The organism is Mycetocola zhujimingii (genome assembly GCF_003065425.1).
Taxonomy (GTDB): Bacteria; Actinomycetota; Actinomycetes; order Actinomycetales; family Microbacteriaceae; genus Mycetocola_A; species Mycetocola_A zhujimingii.
Genome location: NZ_CP026949.1, coordinates 3039617 through 3058652 on the forward strand (window position 1 = coordinate 3039617; position 19036 = coordinate 3058652).

A 19036-nucleotide genomic window follows, 5' to 3' on the forward strand; every position below is an offset into this window, starting at 1 on the left:
GGCGTCGACGAAAGGACACACTGTGACCGACACCCCGGATGCGGACAAGGCGGATGCCGCGACGGCGTCAGGCGCTGACGCTGACGAACGTGAGATGGCGCGTCGCCAGTTCGCCGAAGACCTCAGCATCATCTGGGAGGGCGCAGGCACCAACCGCATGGACGGGCGCGTTCTCGGGTACCTGATGATCATGGACCGGCCGTACATCTCATCAGCGGATCTCGCCGCCGCACTGCACGCCAGCGCAGGTGCCGTATCGATGGCGACCCGGCGGCTGCTCGATACCAACTTCATCCGGCGACACTCGGTGCCCGGCGATCGCAGCCACTACTTCCGTGCCGAAGAAGACCCGTGGGGCAGCTTCCTCGCGACGGAGAAGAATCACTTCGACCGTGAGATCGAGGTGATCGAAGACGCTCTCGAGCTGCTCGGCCCCGATGAATCCGCCGCGAGGGTTCGACTCACCAACGGCCGCGACTACCTTCACTGGATCCACGGCTACCACCACAAAATGCTCGCCGACTGGCAGGCCCACAAACACGAGCGTGACGCGCGCGCCTCGGCGAAGGAGTAACAGTGCCAGCTGAGGCCGGAGCATCCGTCGACACACCCACGCCCGCACCGCTGCTCGCGGTTCGCGACCTCACCGTGACGTTCGACGTCGATGGCCAGACGGGTGTCGGGGTGGACTCAGCGAGCTTCGACGTCGGCCATGGTGAGGTCGTCGCGATCGTCGGAGAGTCCGGCTCGGGCAAGAGCGTGACGGCGATGAGCGTGCTTGGACTGCTTCCGGGCAACGCGACAGTCAGCGGCTCGATCCGGTTCGACGGCCGTGAACTCCTTGGCCTCAGCAACACAGCGCTGCGCGGCGTGCGCGGCGCCCAGATCGCCATGATCTTCCAGGACCCCCTGGCTGCGCTCAACCCGGTCTTCACCATCGGGTTCCAGCTCAGCGAAGCCGTGCGCGCCCACGACAGGAAGCTGTCAGCGGCCGACGCGCGCGCCCGGGTGATCGAGCTGCTTACCCTCGTCGAGATCCCCGACCCCGAGTCACGCCTCAAGTATTACCCGCACCAGTTCTCCGGCGGGCAGTGCCAGCGCATCGTCATCGCGATGGCCCTCGCCCGCGACGCCCGGCTGCTCATCGCCGACGAACCGACGACGGCGCTCGATGTCACGGTGCAGGCCGAAATTCTCGACGTGCTCCGCCGCATGCGCGAACGACTCGACAGCAGCATCCTGATCATCACCCACGACATGGGCGTCGTGGCCGACCTCGCCGACCGCGTCGTGGTGATGAAGAGAGGTTCGGTGGTCGAGTCGAATACCGCGCGCGGGCTGTTTCATGCACCGAAGGCCGCGTACACGAGAGACCTTCTCGCGGCCGTGCCCCGGTTCGGCGAGCGTGGTGACACCGCGACACCGGATACCGCCTCGAACGCCGTTCTCGACATCCGGAACCTGGTTGTTCAGTACGGCGGCCGGCTCTCCGGGTACTCGCGCGCGGTCGATGACGTCACGCTCTGCGTTCGCAAGGGTGAGATCTTCGGGCTCGTCGGTGAGTCCGGAAGCGGCAAGACCACGATCGGCCGGGCATCGATCGGGATGGCGCCGATCACCAGCGGCACCATCGAGGTCGGCGGCATCCGTGTTGACACCCGCAACCGGGCCGATCGACTGCGCATGCGCCGCGGCGTGGGAGTGGTGTTCCAGAACTTGGCGACATCGCTCAACCCGCGTTACTCAGTTGCGGAGACAGTGTCCGAGCCGCTGCGCGTGCACGGCCGGCTGGCCGGGAGCGAGCTGCGCGACCGCACCGACGCGCTACTCGAGTCGGTCGGCCTCGACGGGCGCTGGCGCGACCGGTATCCACACGAGCTGTCGGGCGGGCAGCGGCAGCGCGTCGCGATCGCGCGGGCCGTATCGCTCGGACCAGACCTCCTCATCGCCGACGAACCGACGAGCGCGCTCGATGTGTCTGTGCAGGCACAGGTGCTCGACGTGTTTCGCGGACTGCAGGAGCGGCTCGGGTTCGCCTGCCTGTTCATCAGCCACGACCTGGCCGTCGTCGACACGCTGTGCGACCGGGTTGCCGTGATGAGCCGTGGCACGATCATCGAGCAGGGTGGCCGCGACGAGGTGCTGAATTTCCCGCAGCACGACTACACACGCACGCTCATCGCATCCGCGCCCGTCCCCGACCCCGACGAGCAGCAGCGGCGGCGGCTGGCGCGACTCGCGGTCTGAAACCGCCCGAGTTCCGCGTGATTCCGCGGTCCCCCAGGCAGGGGACCGCGCACGAGGGATGCTCATTTCCCTCTTCCCCTGCCCCCATTCGGGGGTCTAGTCTCTGGAACACTGTGCCGGGGCCACGAATCCCGGCGTGACTGTCACTCTCCAACGAAGGGGCAATACATGTTTCAGAAACGCAAGGTGGGATCCGTCCTCACGGCGGCCCTCGCGACCGGCGCACTCGTCGCCGTCAGTTTCGCGGGGCCAGCATACGCCGGCGGGGGCAAGGGCCCTGGGCACGGCAACGGCGGTGGTGGCCATGGCCACGGGCACGGCAACCCGGCGTCCAAGTCGGCCTCCGAAATCCTGAGGAAGGCTGTTTCAGCCGACGGCATCACGAAGCACCTCCAGGCGCTGCAGGACATCGCCGATGCGAATGGCGGCAACCGCGCCGCTGGAACACCGGGTCACGTCGCCTCGGCGGACTACATGGAGGCCAAGCTCAAGCGGGCCGGATACACCACCTGGCGCCAGCCGTTCAGCTACACCAAGAGCATCGTGGACACCGCGGCACTCGAGCAGGTCTCGCCCAACCCCCTGGCTTACGGCTACCTTGTCGACTTCGTTGAAGCCAGCAATGCTTCAGAGGGCGATGTCACCGCCCCGGTGCAGGCTGTCGATGTGAACCTCACCGGTGACCGCGCTTCGACAAGCGGCTGTGAGGCATCCGACTTCGCGGGATTCACCGCGGGCAACATCGCGCTGGTTCAGCGTGGCACCTGTGACTTCCGGGTCAAGTCCGACAACGCACTCGCCGCTGGCGCCGTCGGAGTGATCATCTTCAACCAGGGCAACGCGTCGGAGACGGAAGACCGGTCGGCGCTCTTCGCGGGCACGCTCGGCGACACGATCTTCTCGCTGCCCGTCGCAACGACCACGTTCGCGCTCGGCGAGCAGCTCGCGACGACCGCAGGCGCCGAAGTGCGGCTCGCGTTCGACGCGCACGAAGAGACGATCAACACGTTCAACCTCCTCGCTGACAGCCGGGGAAACGCCAATGAGACCGTCGTCGTCGGCGGACACCTCGACGGCGTTCTTGAAGGACCGGGCATCAATGACAACGGTTCGGGAACCGCGTCGATCCTCGAGACCGCGCTGCAGATGTCGAAGAAGAACCTGACACCGAAGAACAAGGTGCGGTTCGCGTTCTGGAGTGGCGAGGAAGACGGACTGCTCGGCTCGAACTACTACGTTGAGCAGCTGACCGATGCTGAGATCCAGCAGCACGCACTCAACCTCAACTTCGACATGGTCGGATCGCCGAATGCGGTGCGCTTCGTCTATGACGGCGATGGGGACGCGTTCGGCACCGAGGGACCAGCCGGCTCTGACGTGATCGAGGACACCTTCAACGAGTACTTCGCCTCGCAGGGACTCGCGACTGCGCCCACCGAGTTCGACGGACGCAGCGACTACTTCGCGTTCATCGAGAATGGCATCCCGGCCGGTGGCCTGTTCACCGGCGCCGAGGGCATCAAGAGTGCTGAGCAGGCGGCTATCTTCGGCGGCACCGCCGGTGAGCCCTACGACCCGTGCTACCACGCGGCGTGCGACGACATCAACAACATCGACCCTGTTGTGATGGGGCAGATGGCGGATGCCATCGCGCACTCCACCGCGACCTTCGCCGAGGTCAAGACGAAGAAGCAGGGCGGTAAGGGCCACGGCAAGGGCCACCACTACACCGACCGCTGGGACCACAAGGGTCCACGCGGAAACCGCTAGCTACATCCCTTTCTGAGCCGGGGCCCGTCGCATTCGTGTGGCGGGCCCCGGTTTTGTGCGTGCGGCGCGGGATTGGGCGCGCGGGCCGGGGTTTGTGCATGCGGGCCCCACGGCATCCGTTCATCAGACATACAAGCCGACAAACCCATCTCACATCCGACATTCGCGACGGATGACGCCCCGCCGACCCCCGCTGCATCCGTTCATCCGAACCAAATGCCGACAAACCCACTGCAAACCCGGCATCCACGACGGATGAATGGCGCTCGCTGCTTCGCGGGCTATATCCCCGCTTCCGAGCTCGGCGCGAGCCGGCTCGGCGGCTCCTCCCCCTCGAACCAGCCGAGCCAGCCGTCCTCGACGGGCATGATCTCGTACTCGTCGCACACGGTGACCATGGCAGGGCGCTCCGCGGCGGCGGTCCACGTCGCGGTCAGGACGGGAGCGCCCTCCCGTGCCCGCTCGACGCAGTCCCCCTCGGGCGGGCTCGACGTCGTGATGCGGATAACCGAGAGCCGCCCATCTTTTGTTTCCAGCGAACGGATGTCAGTGGCATCCGTCGGAATCCATCCAGGCATATCGCCGGAGGCCCAGTGCTCGGCGGCGGTGTCATAGGTCGCGAACTGTGCCTCGCGTGAGTTGCTGAGCACGTCTTTTACAGAACACCCACTGAGCGTGAGGGCGACGAGGGTGGCCGCAGCGACGGGGGGGAGGGAACGGCGTGTGAGCATGACTCCAGTCCAGCTGGTGCGCGCGCACCGCGGATCGGTCCCGGGGTTGATGTGGGGTCCACCGGGAGGATGAACCTGGGTGAGCGCCCGCGACTATCGCGGGACCTGAGTGACCGCCCGCGCGACCACCGCCTGCGGGACGCGCGATGCGACATCCGTGCGCCGTCCCATAGCAGACGCGACGGCATCCGCCCCTTCTCGACAGGGGGACTTGCGCAACCGGGTTGAACCAGTCACGGTGAGACCGTGAGCACAGAAACCGCAGACAACTCAGGCACCGCAGACACCTCCGAGCAGCAGTTCGCCGCTGTCGTCTACAACCCGATCAAGGTCGACATCGACGCGATCAAGGAAGCCGCGGGCCGCGAGGCTGCGGAGGCGGGGTGGGCCGAGACGCGCTACTACGAGACGTCCGTCGAGGATCCGGGTGGCGAGGTCACGACGCAGGCACTCAAGGATGGTGCCGGCATGGTCATCGCGGCCGGTGGCGACGGAACCGTGCGTGCGGTCGCCGAAGCCATGTCGGGCGCGAAGGTGCCGATCGCGCTCCTCCCCTCCGGCACGGGCAACCTGCTCGCGCGCAACCTCAACCTCACGCTCGACGACCTCGACCACTCTCTGCACTCGGCGTTCAGCGGCAAGAACCGCCCGATCGACCTCGCGAAGATCGACATCGAGCGCTCCGGTGGCGACATCGACCACCACGCCTACCTCGTGATGGCGGGTCTCGGCCTCGACGCGAAGATGCTCGCGAACACCGACGAGGAGCTCAAGGCCAAGGTCGGCTGGCTGGCGTACGTCGGCGCGATCGGCAAGGCCCTGACGGACAAGAACTACCTGCGGATGCGGTACCAGGTCGGCAGGGAGAAGCCGCGGGCCGTGCGCGCGCACACGATCATCATCGGCAACTGCGGCTCTCTCATGGCCAACGTCGTGTTGCTGCCGGATGCCGCCGTCGATGACGGTGAACTCGACATCATTGTGCTTCGGCCGGAGGGTTTCCTCGGCTGGGTGCAGATCTTCGTCAAGGTGATCTGGGAGAACGGCGTGCTCCGGCGCACGAAACTCGGCGAGAAGCTCGTGTCTCCCGACGTCAAGGCGCTCAACTACTTCCGTGGCGACAAGCTCACCGTGAGGCTGAGCCGTGCGGAGCCGATCGAGCTCGACGGCGACGAATTCGGCGAGGCAACAGCGCTGAAGACCTGGGTTGAGCCGGGCGGACTGCTCGTGCGGGTTCCCGCCGACTCCTGACCGCGGCTCGTGCCCGGCGCGCGGCTGCCGCTCAACGAGCGCTGCAGATCCATGTTCGAGCTGCAGAAGTAACTGCAGCGCAAGCATGGAAGTGCCGCGCTCGATCCAGCGCGGACAAGGAAGCGCAGCGCTCGTCGACGCTGTCGGCCCGCTCACACGTGCCGGGCCCGACACCCGCCCACGGGAGGCCAGTGCGCCCTGTCGGACCGCAGCATCCGCTCTACGGAGCACACCCGCCGAGCGCTACAGATCCATCCTCAAGCTGCAGAAGCATCTGCAGCGCGGGCACGGGAAGTACAGCGCTCGATAAAGCGCGGGCAGGGAAGTGCCGCGCTCGACGACGCGCCGGGTGCGCGGGCGCGGCGTGCAGCGCCCGATGACCGCGCCCGTCGAGCGCACCAACGTCGCCGACACCCGAGGTCCGATTGGTGACCTCCGCCCCTGTGACATACCGTGGAGGGATGATCCGTCCACGCCGCCTCCCCGCCGCGGCGGCGCTCGTCGTCGGAATCCTCGCCGTCACCGCGTGCACCCCATCGGGGGCGTCCGAAAAGGCGGGAACCACGACTGTAACGATGAGTCCGGATGCCGGGCTCACGGTTCTCGCGGACACCGACGAAACTGCGGCGTCGGTTGCCACCAGCCGCGCGCTGTTCGAGACCGCACCGCTCGTGGTCGTCGCTCCGGCCGGGGCCGCTGAGGCGCAGAATGTTGCCGCGCGGACCGCGGTTGCGCTCGGCGTGCCGCTCCTGATCGACGGCCCGGCCGCGGTGCCGACCGCCGGCGATGCCCAAACCGAGCCGACACCCCCGGCCGACTCAACCGACGCCCCAACCCCGCTCGGCGACGAGCTCACTCGACTCGACACGACCACCGCGGTCGTGGTCGGTGACGCGGCCGGAACATCCCTCGACGAGTCGCTCACCGTCGTCCAGGTCGAGGCGACCGTTACGGCCGCGAGCGCGACCATCGGCCACACGCTCACCGAACCCGCCTCCGCCGACCCCGCGACGTTCGCCGCCGAAATCGCGGCCCTCGAAGCAACCACGGCGACCGAAGCGACCGACACGACCGACGCAGGCGGCACCAGCACTCCGAGCGACGACATCCCCGCCCTCGATCGCCCCGCCCCCATCGACGACACGGTCGCCATCGCCATCGACGGCGCCGCCCAGCTCGCGTCCATCGCGACCGCCCGCTCCGCCGGCATCCCGGTGCACCTGCTCACCGGGGGTTCCGCAAATCCGCAGGCGAACGCATCCGTCATCGACGCCCTTCACGCCTCGAAGACCGACAAAACCCTCGCGATCGGTGCCGCATTCGGTGCAGAACCCGCGCTCGACTGGAAGGTGCGCACGGCACACAGCGGCACACAGCTTCCCGGCGGAGGTCAGCTCCTCTTCGAGAACCACCAGTTCGTCGCCATCTACGGAACACCGACCACCTCGGTCCTCGGGGTTTTGGGCGAGCAGGATGCCGCTGGCTCGGTCGAGCGCGCCAGGCAGGTTGCGGCGCCATTCCAGGCGCTCACCCCGAAAACAGTTGTGCCCATGTTCGAGATCATCGCGTCGGTTGCCGCCGGTGGCCCCGGCGATGACGGCAACTTCTCGAACGAGCTCTCACCCGAGTCACTGAAGCCGTGGATCGACGCCGCGGCCGACGCGGGCATCTACGTCGTGATCGACCTGCAGCCGGGCAGGACGGACTTCCTCACCCAGGCCAAGCAGTACCAGTCACTGCTCGAACTGCCCAACGTCGGGCTCGCGCTCGACCCCGAGTGGCGCCTTGCCCCCGACCAGCGTCACCTCCATGACATCGGCTCGGTATCAGCGGAAGAGGTGAACTCGGTCACGCACTGGCTCGCCGACCTCACCAACGAGAAGGGTCTGCCCCAGAAGATGCTGGTGGTGCACCAGTTCCGCCCGAGCATGCTGACCGATCGCGAGGCTCTCGATCTCAGCAGACCCGAGATCGGGATGCTCCTTCACGTCGACGGCCAGGGCGGCCAGCCCGACAAGCAGGCGACCTGGGCGAACATCAAGAGGGATGCCCCCGCTGGCGTCGCGTGGGGCTGGAAGAACTTCTACGACGAAGACACTCCCATGCTCACTCCCGAGCAGACCATGTCGCGGGTGCACCCGACCCCGGAGCTCATCACCTACCAGTAGCGCGGCAACGCTGCAGCAACGCAACGCAACGCACCGGCGCCGTAACCTGCTGCCCTCGACCGATCCGCTGGCATACGCTCGAGGCATGACGACAACGACGACGCCACGTATCGGAGTGCGGTTCGAACCCGGGTGGCCCCCTGAAGACCTGCCCGAGTTCGCCCGCTGGGCCGAAGACGCCGGATTCGACGAACTCTGGTTCAGCGAGGACCTCCCCTGGGCCGGCGGAATCGCTATGGCCGCCACCGCCCTCGCGGTCACCTCACGCATCTCGGTCGGCATCGGGCTGCTGCCGGCCGTCACCCGCAACGTCGCGACCGCCGCCATGGACATCGCAGCGCTCGCCCGCCTCCCCCCCGGCCGGGTGATCATCGCGCTTGGCAACGGCATCCTGGCCTGGATGGGCGAGATCGGCGCGCGCGTGCCCCGTCCGCTCGTCGCGCTCGAGGAGACCACCGTCGCCCTGCGCCGCCTCCTCGCCGGCGAGACAGTCTCCGTCGACGGCTCCTACGTACACCTCGAGCACGTCACACTCGGCTTCCCTCCCGTCGAATCACCGAAGATCTTCCTCGGCACGACCGGCCCTGTCGGCCTCAGGGTCACCGGGCGCAGCTCCGACGGCGTGCTTCTGCCCGAGCTGGCGACTCCGGATGCCGTCCGCTGGGCACGCGAACAGATGGCGTCAGCAGGCGGTCGCGGAGAAACCCTCCTCCTCGCGATGACGAGCATCGGCGACGATCGCGCCCAGGCTCTCGCCGAGCTGCGTCCGCGGGTGCAGGGACTCATCGACCTGCGCTTCTTCGACAAGCTCACCGAGATCGCCGGACTGGGTGCCGATGGCAGTGGGGAGCTCACGGACGACATACTGCAGTCGCTCGCCATCGGTGGAACTCCGGAAGACGCCGCTCGCACCGTCGCCGCCTGGACCGAGGCAGGCGCGACCCGCATCATCATCGTGTCTGGTGCCGACGACCCGAGGACGAGTTACCGCCGCTTTGCCGACGACGTGTTCCCTCTCCTCGGCCGCTGAGGTCCGGACATCCGCTCGCCGCGCGCTGAGGTGCGGCATCCGTGGGTCGCTGGCCACGGGCATCCGCTCGCCGCGCGCTGTTCCAGTCACGCGATTACGTCGAATGGGCCCGCATTCGACGTAATCGCGTCACTGGAACGGAAACTCACCCTCACGCGGGCCGTTCGCATGCCGCAAATGTGCGGAATAGCGTCCGCAAACCGCGGATTTGCGGCATTCGAACGCGGCCCGAGGCCGGTGCGCGGACTGGGCCGGTGCCCCGCTCAGAACGACATGAGGCGCAGCACCGCGCCGGTCGGGTCGGTAACCGAGGCGATGCGGCCGTACTCGGTGTCCACCGCGGGGTCCTTCACCGTCGCTCCGAGCTCGACCGCCTTCGCAACTGTGGCGTCGACGTCGTCCGCACCGAAGTACACCGCCCATGAGGCCGGCTCGCCCTCGGCGAGGTCGCCCTTCGCATCGTAGATCCCCGCGAACGCCTGCCCGTCGACCTCGAACGTCTTGTAGCGGAAGTCGTCGCTGGTGCCCTCGTCCTTCAGGCTCCAGCCGAACGCCTTCTCGTAGAACGTGACCGCCTTCTCGAAGTCCGACGCGAGCAGCTCGCACCACACGGGCGCTCCGTGTTCCCGCTCGACCTGGAACCCGGTGTGCTCAGCGGGTTTCCAGTAGCCGACCGTCGCGCCGGTGGCATCCGTCGCGAACCCCATCACGCCCATGTTCGGCACATCCATCGGCGCGAACATATTCTCGCCGCCGGCCTCCGCGACGGCGGCGGCTGTTGCCGCGGCATCCGTCGTCAGGAGGTAGACCGACCAGGAATCCGGGTAGTGCGCATCCCCCTGTTTTTTCATGGCGCCAGCGATGCGCCTGCCACTCAAATTGAAACTCACGTACCCGCCGTAGAGCACGTCATCGCCGATCTCGGCGTCCCAGCCAAAGAGTGCACCGTAGAACTCCTGCGAGCGGGCGGGGTCTGAGGTGGTGAGCTCGAGCCAGCATGGCGCGCCGGGCGTGGTCACCGTGATGTCAGGCATGGGAAGTCCCTTCGTCCGTGTGTGGGGGTCAGGGTACTCCGGTGATTTGGCCGCGGCTAGGGCACCACCGGCGTCCCTCAGCGAGAGCTCCGTGGCTCGTGGCAAGCTGGAACCATGAGCGAATGCAGCCGCGAATGCAGCCGAGAATGCTGAACGACGAGGCGGTCGAGTTCCTCCGCGGCACCACGGAGGGCACCCGCGTGGTCATCCGTTATTCACTCGACGACGGCCAGACGACGGATGCCCTCGGCTGGTTCATGCGCGGAGATGACACAGCCTGCGTCATCGCGGGCAAGCGCGGCATGGAGACCGTCCGGTTTGACCGGGTCATCGCGGCGAAGGAAGTGCCGCCGCCACCAGCGCCCCGCTCACCCCGGCGGAGAGACGGCTACTGAGTCAGGCGGTGGCGGGCGGCACTCCTCACGCGGATATTGACGTCGCGAGCAACTCATCGAGCTGCTCGTACCCCTCAGTGACGCCCTTGTCCATTCCGGATTCCACCATGCCGTCGCGGTTCTCCAGACGCGGGTACACGCTGTGCCCGGTTACGCGGGTACGACCGTTGCCCACATCCTCGAAGTTGAGGAACTCGAGGCTGATCGCGCCGGGGAACCCCTCGTACTCGAAGGTCTGCACGATGCCCTTCTCCGGCGACGCCGAATGCACGACGCCGTTGAACCAGTACGCATCGCCGTCGACGCGGTGTGCATAGCGGTAGCCGCCTCCGGCTTGGATATCCCAGCGCTCGATGTCCATGACATAGCCACGTGGGCCGAGCCACTGCATGACGAGTTCGCGCTCGATGTGCGCCCGGTAGACGGCCTCGAGCGGCGCATCGAATTCGCGGACGATCTCGATGAACGGCACTCCGTCCGGGACGGTGATGGTAGTTGGATTCGTCATCTCTCTTCCTCTCTCTCTTTGTCTGTTTCTTTCTGTGTGTTGGCGGTGACGGGCGTGCCGGCGAGGACCTCGTCGAGCCGGCGGAAGCGTGATTCGGCGGTAAGTCGATAGGCGTCGATCCAGGCGGTGAGTTCTTCGAGCACTTCGGGAACCAGCGCAGCAGGTCGGCGTTGCGCGTCGCGCGAACGGCTGACCAGTCCGGCCTGTTCCAGAACGGCGATGTGCTTCGATACGGCCTGTTTGGTGATCGCGAATGGCTCTGCGAGTTCGTTGACGGATGCCGGTCCCCGGCTTAATCGCGCGATGATCGCCCGGCGAACCGGGTCGGCGAGCGCCATGAAAGCCCGATCGAGCCGCTCGTCAGCGTCGACGGCGGCGTCCGGATCAACGGCGGGGACTGAAAGCATTGTCAACCTTTTTCTTTATCAACCGTTTGGTTGTTAACAAGGTACGACCGCCTGCTCCGTCCGTCAAGAGTCCCGCCCGGAATCCTCCGTTGGAACGCTCCCTGTGGTACCTCTGGACTATGTCCGAATCCGGTGACCGTGCAGCATCCGCTTTTCTCAACCAGGCCGTCGCACTCGCCGTCGAGAACGTCGCGTCTGGCGGCGGGCCGTTCGGTGCCGTCGTCGTCACGGCGGAGGGCAGCGTTTACACCGGCACGAACCAGGTGACGACCCTGAACGATCCAACGGCCCATGCCGAAGTGATGGCCATCAGGCGTGCGTGCGTCGAGCTCGGTACCTTCGACCTCACCGGCGCCACGCTCTATACGAGTTGCGAGCCGTGCCCGCTCTGCGTCGCCGCATCGCTCTGGGCCCACATCGACACTGTGGTCTTCGCTGCCGACCGGTTCGACGCCGACCGGGCCGGGTTCGCCGACAAGCGGTTCGACGACCACTTCGACAAGGTAGCGCCCGCTATCGCCGTCACGCCCGGCGTTGTTGAGCAGCCGCTCGCTCCGTTCGAAGCCTGGGCGGCGAAGGCCGACAGAACGGAATACTGATCGGCCACGGCAAGGGGGTTGTGCCACGACGACGCTGTCGCGTTTGCTTGATGAGCCGTGCTGCGCGGCCGACAGACCGCCAACGAACCGGGGATGCCCCGCGGGAAGGAGCCGAAATGGCAGTGAAACTCAACGAGAAGGCCTTCCGGCACGCGAAGAGCCTCGTCACGAAGGGCACTGTGGTCCGCGACGAGCGAGACGACTGGAGCGAGCATGCTCCGACGCCCGACGACGAGAACAAGTTCATCAAGAAGGAGTCCTGGGCGGAGTACTCGAAGTGGCACCTCGGCGTCGACGACGAACACCCCGACGACACCAAGGGACATTACAAGTTCCCGATCGGCGACTTCAAGAAAGTCCACCGCTGTGCGGTGATCTCGGGTGAGAGCCGCGCCGGCCAGTATGACTATGACGACATCCGGGATGCCCTCGGCACGCTCCTGAAGAAAATCGACGAGGACTGATCGCGCACCATGACATCCGCCACGACTCCCGCTCTGACCCCCGCAGAGGCGCTCGACGAGATCGCCTTCCTCCTCGAGCGTGACCTCGCGTCGCCATACAAAACGAAGGCGTTCCGCACGGCTCTCGCGACGATCGAGCCGCTCGGTGACGACAAGGTCGCCGCCGGGGTGGCCGACGGAAGCCTCAAGCGTCGCAAGGGCATCGGGTCGACCACCTGGACCGTCATCGAGCAGGCGGTTTCCGGCCAGGTGCCCGACTACCTGGTCGACCTTCGCGAGCGGATCGGCGGCCCGGTGACCGAAGACGGCACCGAATTGCGCGCGAAGCTCAAGGGCGACCTGCACAGCCACACCCTGTGGTCGGATGGCACGACCGACCTCGCATCGATGGCGCGCACCGCCCAGCGGCTCGGCCACGACTACCTCGTGGCGTCAGACCACTCGCCGTCGCTGCGCGTTGCCAACGGCCTGAGCACCGAGCGACTCGAGCAACAACTCACCGAGCTCGACGCCCTGAATGAGGGCTTCGACGACTTCCGGATGCTGTCGGGCATCGAAGTAGACATCCTCGAAGATGGAGCCATCGACCAGTCAGACGCGGTGCTCGACGGGCTCGACGTCGTCGTGGCGAGCGTGCACTCCAAACTGCGGATGCCGTCGGGCGAGATGACGAAGCGGATGCTCGCGGCCATCCGGCACCCGCACATCAACGTGCTCGGGCATTGCACCGGAAGGCTCGTGCAGGGCGGAAGGGGGACACGCCCGCAGTCGACGTTCGACGCCGCGGCTGTCTTCGCGGCGTGCGCCGAGAACGACGTCGCCGTCGAGATCAACTCGCGCCCCGAGCGACAGGATCCGCCGGACGACCTGATCCAGATCGCGCTCGACGCCGGGTGCCTGTTCAGCATCGACAGCGACGCTCACGCTCCCGGCCAGCTCGGACTGCTCGACCTCGGAGCGGCCCGCGCCGACGCGCTGGGTGTTCCGGTTGAGCGCATCGTCACGACCTGGCCGCTGGACCGGCTGCTCGAGTGGAGTGGCGCCTAAGCCAACGGGCGGGGAGCTTTTAACCCACCGAGGGCGTTTTGGCCACCCGTTGACCACGTCAGTCCGGAAGCGCACCGTTAACCCCAGCACGAGTTGAACCAGCACAATCCGGTGCCGGGTGTGAAGGAGAACGCAGATGTCGTCAAAGACCGTAGTCGTGATCACAGGCGCATCGAGTGGCATCGGCCGGGCGACAGCCCTGCGCTTTGCCGCCCGGGGTGCAACAGTCGTGCTTGCCAGCCGCAGCGCGGAGGGGCTCGCGTCCCTGGCTGGCCAGTGCCATGACGCCGGAGGCGAGGCACTCGCGGTGCCCACCGATGTCACGGATGCCGCGCAGGTCGCGTTGCTCGCCCGAACCGCGGTGACCCGGTTCGGCAGAATCGACGTCTGGGTCAACAACGCCGGGGTTTCGGCCTTCGCACCGTTCCTCGACATGCCGCTCGACGACTTCCGCCGCGTGCTCGACGTGGACATCATGGGTTGCGTCTACGGTGCCAGGGCCGCCCTGGCCGTGATGACAGAGCAGGGAAGCGGCGCCCTGATCAACGTGTCGTCGATCGTCGGCGAAGTCCCGCAGCCGTACACAGCGCCATACGGGATGTCGAAGGCCGCGGTGCGGGCCCTCGGGGTGAGCCTCAGGTCCGAGCTTGCACTGTCGAAGCAGAAGGGCATCTCGGTGTCGACGATCATGCCCGCCACGATGGATACCCCGTTCTTCCGCCACTCCGCGAATTACACGGGCCGCGAAGTGGTGGCCATGCCCCCGGTGTACAGTCCCGACCTCGTTGCCAGGGCAATCGTCAAGGCGTCGAAGAAACCACGTCGCGAAGTCGTCGTCGGTGGCCCGATCGCCAAGGCGATGGTCGCTCAACACCGCAAGACACCCGCGGCTGTTGAGACGCAGATGGCCCTGCAGACCGACAAGACCCACCTGTCGCGCACCAGAGATGCCCGGCCGACGCGGGGAACCCTGTACTCACCACCTCCGGCAACGGATGCCGCAATCACCGGCGGGTGGGGCGGGAGCGAGCGCGAAGACCGACGGAAGACGATCGGCACACTTCTGGCAGCGGCCCTCGGCGTGTGGCTCGCTCGTCGCTACGTCGAGAGCCGGTCGTCGGAGCGCGGCGACTGAGCCTGACCGATCCGCCGCGATCGATGAGCAACGGGTCAGACGGTAATCGGCATCGGACGGTAATTCCGGTAGCCGTGCAGGAAGTGGTACAGCACGCCCGCGAGCAGCACGATGACGGCGAGTAGTCCGTACATGCCGTGGAAGCCCGTCAACGGGAGCAGTGAGCCCAGCACGAGCGGACCGAAACCGATACCGGCATCGGTCATGAGGAAGAAGGTCGAGGTCGTCACACCGATGCGGTGCCGCGGAGACATCGTCACCGCAATCGCCTGCGCGCACGGCATGAGGGCGCCGAACCCGAAACCGATGAACACCGCCGAGAACGTGAGGACGACGCCGTTGGGCGAGTAGGCCAGCAGGGCGAGTCCGATGGCGAACGAGAGCAGGGTCGGATAGACGACGGCGTTGTCTCCGAAGCGGTCCTGGATCCGGCCCATGAAGAGCCGCGAAATCAGAACGACGACCGCGTAAACCAGGAAGAAGGCGCTGGCGGCGGCGACCATGTTCTCTGCCCGGGCGAAGGAGTTGAGGAACGAGATGATGCCGGAGTAGCCGACGGCCGCCACGAACATGACAGCACCGATCGACATCGCGGCAGGCTCGAAGAGGTCGCGCGGGCGCATGCTCCACCGCGTTGCGGCGTGTTCGGGTGTCGGCGGGTGCTCCGGCAGCTTGAGGAACAGGGCAAGAATGAGTCCGACGGCGGCGCACGCGCCGCAGAGGGCGAAGAGCGCCTCGTAGGTGGCGTATTCCACGAGAATCACGGCGAGGAACGGGCCAATCGCGGTCGCGAGCGTCATCGAAATGCCGAAGTATCCGGTGCCCTCACTGCGTCGGTGGGCCGGGATTAAGCTCATGACGGAGGCCGAGATCGCGGTGCTTGCCGCACCGAAAGCCATACCGTGGATGGTCCTGATAATCACCAGCAGCACGAGGCTGTCAGCGGGGATGTACAGGATGCCGGCAACCACGTACACGAGCAGCGCGATGACCAGCATCCGTCGCCGCCCGACGAAGTCGAGGAATTTACCGGCGAAGATCCTGGCGATGAGCGCACCGATGATGAAGGTGCTCGATGCGAGCCCGGACGCGGTGTCGGATGCGGAGAAGCGCTCGACGGCGTACAGCGCCATCGTCGTCATCAACAGATAGAACACCATCGAGAGGAAGAAGTTCACGAGCACCGCGAGAAGGAATCGGGGCGTCCACAGTTTTGAGTTGATGTCGGTCACAGGTAAATCACTTTCAGGTCCAGGGACTACGCACCACTGGAGATGACGAGCCGAAGGACGATTTTAGCGCTCAATCCTGAGGACGATGCTCAGGGAACGGCGGGATACCGCGGCGGGGCGGATGCGACGGCGCCGGGACGTCCTGAAACTGACAGGTCGCTGAGTAGGAGGAATCCACAGGCGTGACCGCGTGTTGTTTGAGGTAGCGCACAAAGTCCGCCTCATTCTGCGGCACGCGCGCCGAAGGAGATCATGAGCAAAGTATTTGAAGAGATTGAGTCCCGTGAGGGCGACGTCACGAAGTACCGTCGCCACGGCAACGGTCGCGGATTCGTCGCGTCAACGGCCAAAGTAGACCCGACCACATTCCTTGATTCGACCGCGTACGTCGAGCCCGGTGCCCAGATCGCCGGTCGCTGCTGGGTCGGTGCAGGCAGCTGGATCGACCGTGACGCAGTTCTGTCACCCGGTGTCTTTGTTGGCGCCAACGTGCACGTCGGTGCTGGTGCCGTGATCGGAGTGGGTGCCGAGGTCGGCAGCCACTGCCGCGTCGGAGCCAACGCGAAGATCGGCGCCGGTGCACACATCACCCGTGACAGCACGATTGCAGCGAACGCTGTCATCCCCAGCGGTCGTGGCGCAACACGTGTGCCCGACCACATCACGCGCGCCGCGTAGGCCGCACCCCTACCGCACCCCCAAGACCCCCAACACCCCATTCCCGAAACGGATGCCGCGAGCCGGCATCCGTTTTTTCGTGCCATCAGGAGAAACTCACGCACCTCCAAAAGGTTGATTCGGCAGAAGCGCTTCGTTGTTAGGGTCAGAAAGACGCTCGGCGCACGCCGGCGGCGCAACCGGGGGGATAGCCATGAAGCAGAACGACCGACTTCGTCAAATTATTGTTCTCGTCAGTGCGGTGATTGCGCTGACCGGGGGCTTCATCGGTTCGGGGGCCGCTGGCGGTACGCCTATCGCCGAAGCATCCGGCGGCGCCCTGTCGGCGGATGCGACGCCCGTGGCACCCGACGGACCCGCCTTCGGAATCTGGTCGGTGATCTACGCCGGCCTCCTGGCGTACGCGATCTGGCAGGCGCTCCCCGCGCAGAAGACCGCGGCGCGTCACCGGCGGCTCGGTTATCCGATCGCGTTGTCGCTCATTCTCAACGCGGCGTGGATCCTCAGCGTGCAGTTCGACGTGCTCTGGGCGAGTGTTCCGGTGATCGTGCTGCTGCTGATCGTGCTGATCGTGGCGTTCCGCATCACCCTCGCGAGCAGGCCGGCCAATATCGTCGACGCCATTGTGACCGACGGCACCGTCGGTCTCTACCTCGGCTGGGTGACCATCGCGACGGTCGCCAACACGGCGGCGGTGCTCGCTGCCATCGGATTCGACGGGTTCGGCCTCTCCCCCGACGTGTGGGGGGTCATTCTCATTGTCGTTGCCGGCATCATCGGCAGCGCACTTGCGCTGTACAGCAAGGGTCGTCTCGCACCGACCGCGGCGCTCGGCTGGGGAATCGCGTGGGTGGCCGTCGGGCGCCTCGCTGGGGACTTCATCTCGCAGCCGACGGGGATCGCCGCGATTGTCGTGGTCGTGGTGCTCGTTGTCGTCGTCGCCCGGGTGCGTGCGCCGCGGCCGCTGCCCGAGCGGGCGCGCGCCGCAGCCTGACCCAGCTGAGTGCCCCGCGGCATCCGCTTTCGCCACCGCTTTCGCGGGGGCGTCCTCCTTCAGCGGTCGCAAACGCACGTTATTCGCAGGTTTAACGTGAATATGTGACCACCGAGCACGGCAACCACGGCCACGCCATCCCCATTTCCCGGCCTGCGCCCTTCGGTGGTCGCAAACGCACGTTATCCGCCGCTTTGACGTGCACATGCGACAACCGAGCGCGGCTCCCGCAGCGCACGCATCCGCTCACGCGCGCCGACGTCCTTCGGTGGTCGCAAACGCACGTTATCCGCCGCTTTGACGTGCATATGTGACAACCGAACGCGGGATCCGCAGCGAAGCCGTCCACTTCACGAGCCCCACCACCCTTCGGTGGTCGCCAACGCACGTCATGCGCCCGACTTAACGTGCATATGTGACAACCGAGCGCGATGCTCAGGAGGCGCAGACTCAGTTGGCGGACGCCCGAGCCACCCGGATCGCGGCGACAACCCGATGCCTCAGCGCGTTCGAGCGATCGGCGAACGCGCGCTGCTGGCGCACGTACTCGGCCTTGCCCTCCGGCGTCTCGATCGCGACCGGATCGCCGGCCCACGGCGACACGTCGTACGGCGACGCCCGCATATCAAGCCAGCGGATGTCGCGGGCCAGGTCGAACGCGTCGAGCAGCACGTCGCCGGGCACGAGCGGGCCGAGCTTGGCCGCCCACTTGTAGACGTCCATGCCGGCGTGCAGGCACCCGGGCTGTTCGAGCTCCGGCTGGTTGTCACGGGTCGGGCTGAGGCGGTTGAGCGGCACGGCATCCGGTGTGAAGAAGCGAAACGCGTCGAAGTGCGAACACCCGATGCGATGCGATTCGACGACCTCGTCGGTTCCGTTCTGCCCGAGTCGCAGCGGCACGTCGTGCCTGTGCGCCCCCTGCCGGTAGACCATCGCCCACTCGTGCAGCCCGAAGCAGCCGAACTGGCTCACCCTGGCCGCGGTCCGGGAGAGAAGTCGCTCGATGAAGTCGACGGTGGCGGACTTCGCCGCAAGAAAAGCCGCGGCGTCGACGTCGACCGCGCCAACGGCATCCGTTCGATACCAGCGCCAGCCTGCTCGCTCGAACTCCCCCGCTGCCGCGAGCGCGACGCCAGCACCCGGATGCCAGCGCCGCAGGTGGGCAGGTTTCACCGGGTAATAGGTGAAGAGGAAGTCGTCGATCGGATGCTTCTCGCCACGTTGCACCCGCGCCCGCCAGTCGGCGGTGAGGGCATCAGCGCGCTCGACGTGCGCCAGCTCACGCGCCTGCCACTCGGCGCGCCCGAGCAGCGTGGCGGGGGCGGTGAGAGTATCGGGCACCCTTC

The 19036-nt window shown here is 66.6% G+C and carries 19 protein-coding genes; 13 read left to right on the forward strand and 6 right to left on the reverse strand.

Going from position 1 to position 19036, the window contains the following annotated elements:
• Window positions 1–22 precede the first annotated feature (22 nt).
• The 3 genes from C3E77_RS14545 to C3E77_RS14555 all read left to right on the forward strand — a co-directional run bounded on the left by C3E77_RS14545 (window position 23) and on the right by C3E77_RS14555 (window position 4017).
• The gene (locus C3E77_RS14545; protein ID WP_108392636.1) at window positions 23–574 is read left to right on the forward strand and encodes a GbsR/MarR family transcriptional regulator; all 552 of its coding nucleotides are present in this window, start codon (window positions 23–25) and stop codon (window positions 572–574) included.
• Between the two features lie 2 nt (window positions 575–576).
• Window positions 577–2247 (forward strand): ABC transporter ATP-binding protein, encoded by a 1671-nt coding sequence (locus C3E77_RS14550; RefSeq protein WP_198412162.1) that lies wholly within the window; start codon window positions 577–579, stop codon window positions 2245–2247.
• Window positions 2248–2415: 168 nt separating this feature from the next.
• On the forward strand, window positions 2416–4017 hold the full coding sequence (locus C3E77_RS14555) for a M28 family metallopeptidase (protein ID WP_108392638.1): 1602 nt from the start codon (window positions 2416–2418) through the stop codon (window positions 4015–4017).
• A gap of 281 nt (window positions 4018–4298) precedes the next feature.
• Here C3E77_RS14555 and C3E77_RS14560 read toward each other — a convergent pair whose 3' ends face one another.
• A complete protein-coding gene (locus C3E77_RS14560) occupies window positions 4299–4748 on the reverse strand; it encodes a hypothetical protein (protein ID WP_108392640.1) in 450 nt (149 codons plus the stop codon).
• 246 nt (window positions 4749–4994) lie between these two features.
• Here C3E77_RS14560 and C3E77_RS14565 point away from each other — a divergent pair, with 246 nt between their 5' ends.
• The 3 genes from C3E77_RS14565 (at window position 4995) to C3E77_RS14575 (ending at window position 9197) form a co-directional block, all read left to right on the forward strand.
• Window positions 4995–5999 (forward strand): diacylglycerol/lipid kinase family protein, encoded by a 1005-nt coding sequence (locus tag C3E77_RS14565; protein WP_108392642.1) that lies wholly within the window; start codon window positions 4995–4997, stop codon window positions 5997–5999.
• 461 nt (window positions 6000–6460) lie between these two features.
• Window positions 6461–8167, forward strand: coding sequence for a hypothetical protein (locus tag C3E77_RS14570; protein ID WP_108392644.1), 1707 nt, complete (start codon window positions 6461–6463; stop codon window positions 8165–8167).
• A gap of 85 nt (window positions 8168–8252) precedes the next feature.
• The gene (locus tag C3E77_RS14575) at window positions 8253–9197 is read left to right on the forward strand and encodes an LLM class flavin-dependent oxidoreductase (RefSeq protein WP_108392646.1); all 945 of its coding nucleotides are present in this window, start codon (window positions 8253–8255) and stop codon (window positions 9195–9197) included.
• Window positions 9198–9460: 263 nt separating this feature from the next.
• Here C3E77_RS14575 and C3E77_RS14580 read toward each other — a convergent pair whose 3' ends face one another.
• Window positions 9461–10231 (reverse strand): VOC family protein, encoded by a 771-nt coding sequence (locus C3E77_RS14580; RefSeq protein WP_108392648.1) that lies wholly within the window; start codon window positions 10229–10231, stop codon window positions 9461–9463.
• 146 nt (window positions 10232–10377) lie between these two features.
• Here C3E77_RS14580 and C3E77_RS14585 point away from each other — a divergent pair, with 146 nt between their 5' ends.
• On the forward strand, window positions 10378–10626 hold the full coding sequence (locus tag C3E77_RS14585) for a hypothetical protein (protein ID WP_108393428.1): 249 nt from the start codon (window positions 10378–10380) through the stop codon (window positions 10624–10626).
• A 25-nt stretch (window positions 10627–10651) separates the two neighbouring features.
• Here C3E77_RS14585 and C3E77_RS14590 read toward each other — a convergent pair whose 3' ends face one another.
• Together C3E77_RS14590 and C3E77_RS14595 are read right to left on the reverse strand one after the other, a co-directional pair.
• Entirely contained in the window at window positions 10652–11134 is a 483-nt protein-coding gene (locus tag C3E77_RS14590; protein ID WP_108392650.1) for an SRPBCC family protein, read from the reverse strand.
• Entirely contained in the window at window positions 11131–11541 is a 411-nt protein-coding gene (locus tag C3E77_RS14595) for an ArsR/SmtB family transcription factor (RefSeq protein WP_108392652.1), read from the reverse strand. Before C3E77_RS14595 ends, C3E77_RS14590 begins: the two co-directional genes overlap by 4 nt.
• A 119-nt stretch (window positions 11542–11660) precedes the next feature.
• Here C3E77_RS14595 and C3E77_RS14600 point away from each other — a divergent pair, with 119 nt between their 5' ends.
• The 4 genes from C3E77_RS14600 to C3E77_RS14615 all read left to right on the forward strand — a co-directional run bounded on the left by C3E77_RS14600 (window position 11661) and on the right by C3E77_RS14615 (window position 14786).
• Window positions 11661–12140 (forward strand): nucleoside deaminase, encoded by a 480-nt coding sequence (locus tag C3E77_RS14600; RefSeq protein ID WP_108392654.1) that lies wholly within the window; start codon window positions 11661–11663, stop codon window positions 12138–12140.
• A 116-nt stretch (window positions 12141–12256) separates the two neighbouring features.
• Window positions 12257–12604: a hypothetical protein gene (locus C3E77_RS14605; RefSeq protein ID WP_108392656.1), complete on the forward strand. Its 348-nt coding sequence runs from the start codon at window positions 12257–12259 to the stop codon at window positions 12602–12604.
• 33 nt (window positions 12605–12637) lie between these two features.
• Window positions 12638–13651, forward strand: a complete 1014-nt coding sequence (locus tag C3E77_RS14610) for a PHP domain-containing protein (protein ID WP_198412233.1) — start codon at window positions 12638–12640, stop codon at window positions 13649–13651.
• A gap of 136 nt (window positions 13652–13787) precedes the next feature.
• A complete protein-coding gene (locus C3E77_RS14615) occupies window positions 13788–14786 on the forward strand; it encodes an SDR family oxidoreductase (RefSeq protein ID WP_108392660.1) in 999 nt (332 codons plus the stop codon).
• Window positions 14787–14821: 35 nt separating this feature from the next.
• Here the strand turns inward: C3E77_RS14615 and C3E77_RS14620 are convergent, their stop codons facing one another.
• Window positions 14822–16018: an MFS transporter gene (locus C3E77_RS14620; RefSeq protein WP_234031229.1), complete on the reverse strand. Its 1197-nt coding sequence runs from the start codon at window positions 16016–16018 to the stop codon at window positions 14822–14824.
• Window positions 16019–16270: 252 nt separating this feature from the next.
• Here C3E77_RS14620 and C3E77_RS14625 point away from each other — a divergent pair, with 252 nt between their 5' ends.
• Together C3E77_RS14625 and C3E77_RS14630 are read left to right on the forward strand one after the other, a co-directional pair.
• On the forward strand, window positions 16271–16696 hold the full coding sequence (locus tag C3E77_RS14625) for a DapH/DapD/GlmU-related protein (RefSeq protein ID WP_108392662.1): 426 nt from the start codon (window positions 16271–16273) through the stop codon (window positions 16694–16696).
• Between the two features lie 193 nt (window positions 16697–16889).
• Complete coding sequence (locus tag C3E77_RS14630) at window positions 16890–17690, forward strand: TspO-related membrane protein (RefSeq protein ID WP_108392664.1); 801 nt, start codon at window positions 16890–16892, stop codon at window positions 17688–17690.
• A gap of 450 nt (window positions 17691–18140) precedes the next feature.
• Here the strand turns inward: C3E77_RS14630 and C3E77_RS14635 are convergent, their stop codons facing one another.
• On the reverse strand, window positions 18141–19031 hold the full coding sequence (locus C3E77_RS14635; protein ID WP_108392666.1) for a 3-methyladenine DNA glycosylase: 891 nt from the start codon (window positions 19029–19031) through the stop codon (window positions 18141–18143).
• Between the last annotated feature and the right edge of the window lie 5 nt (window positions 19032–19036).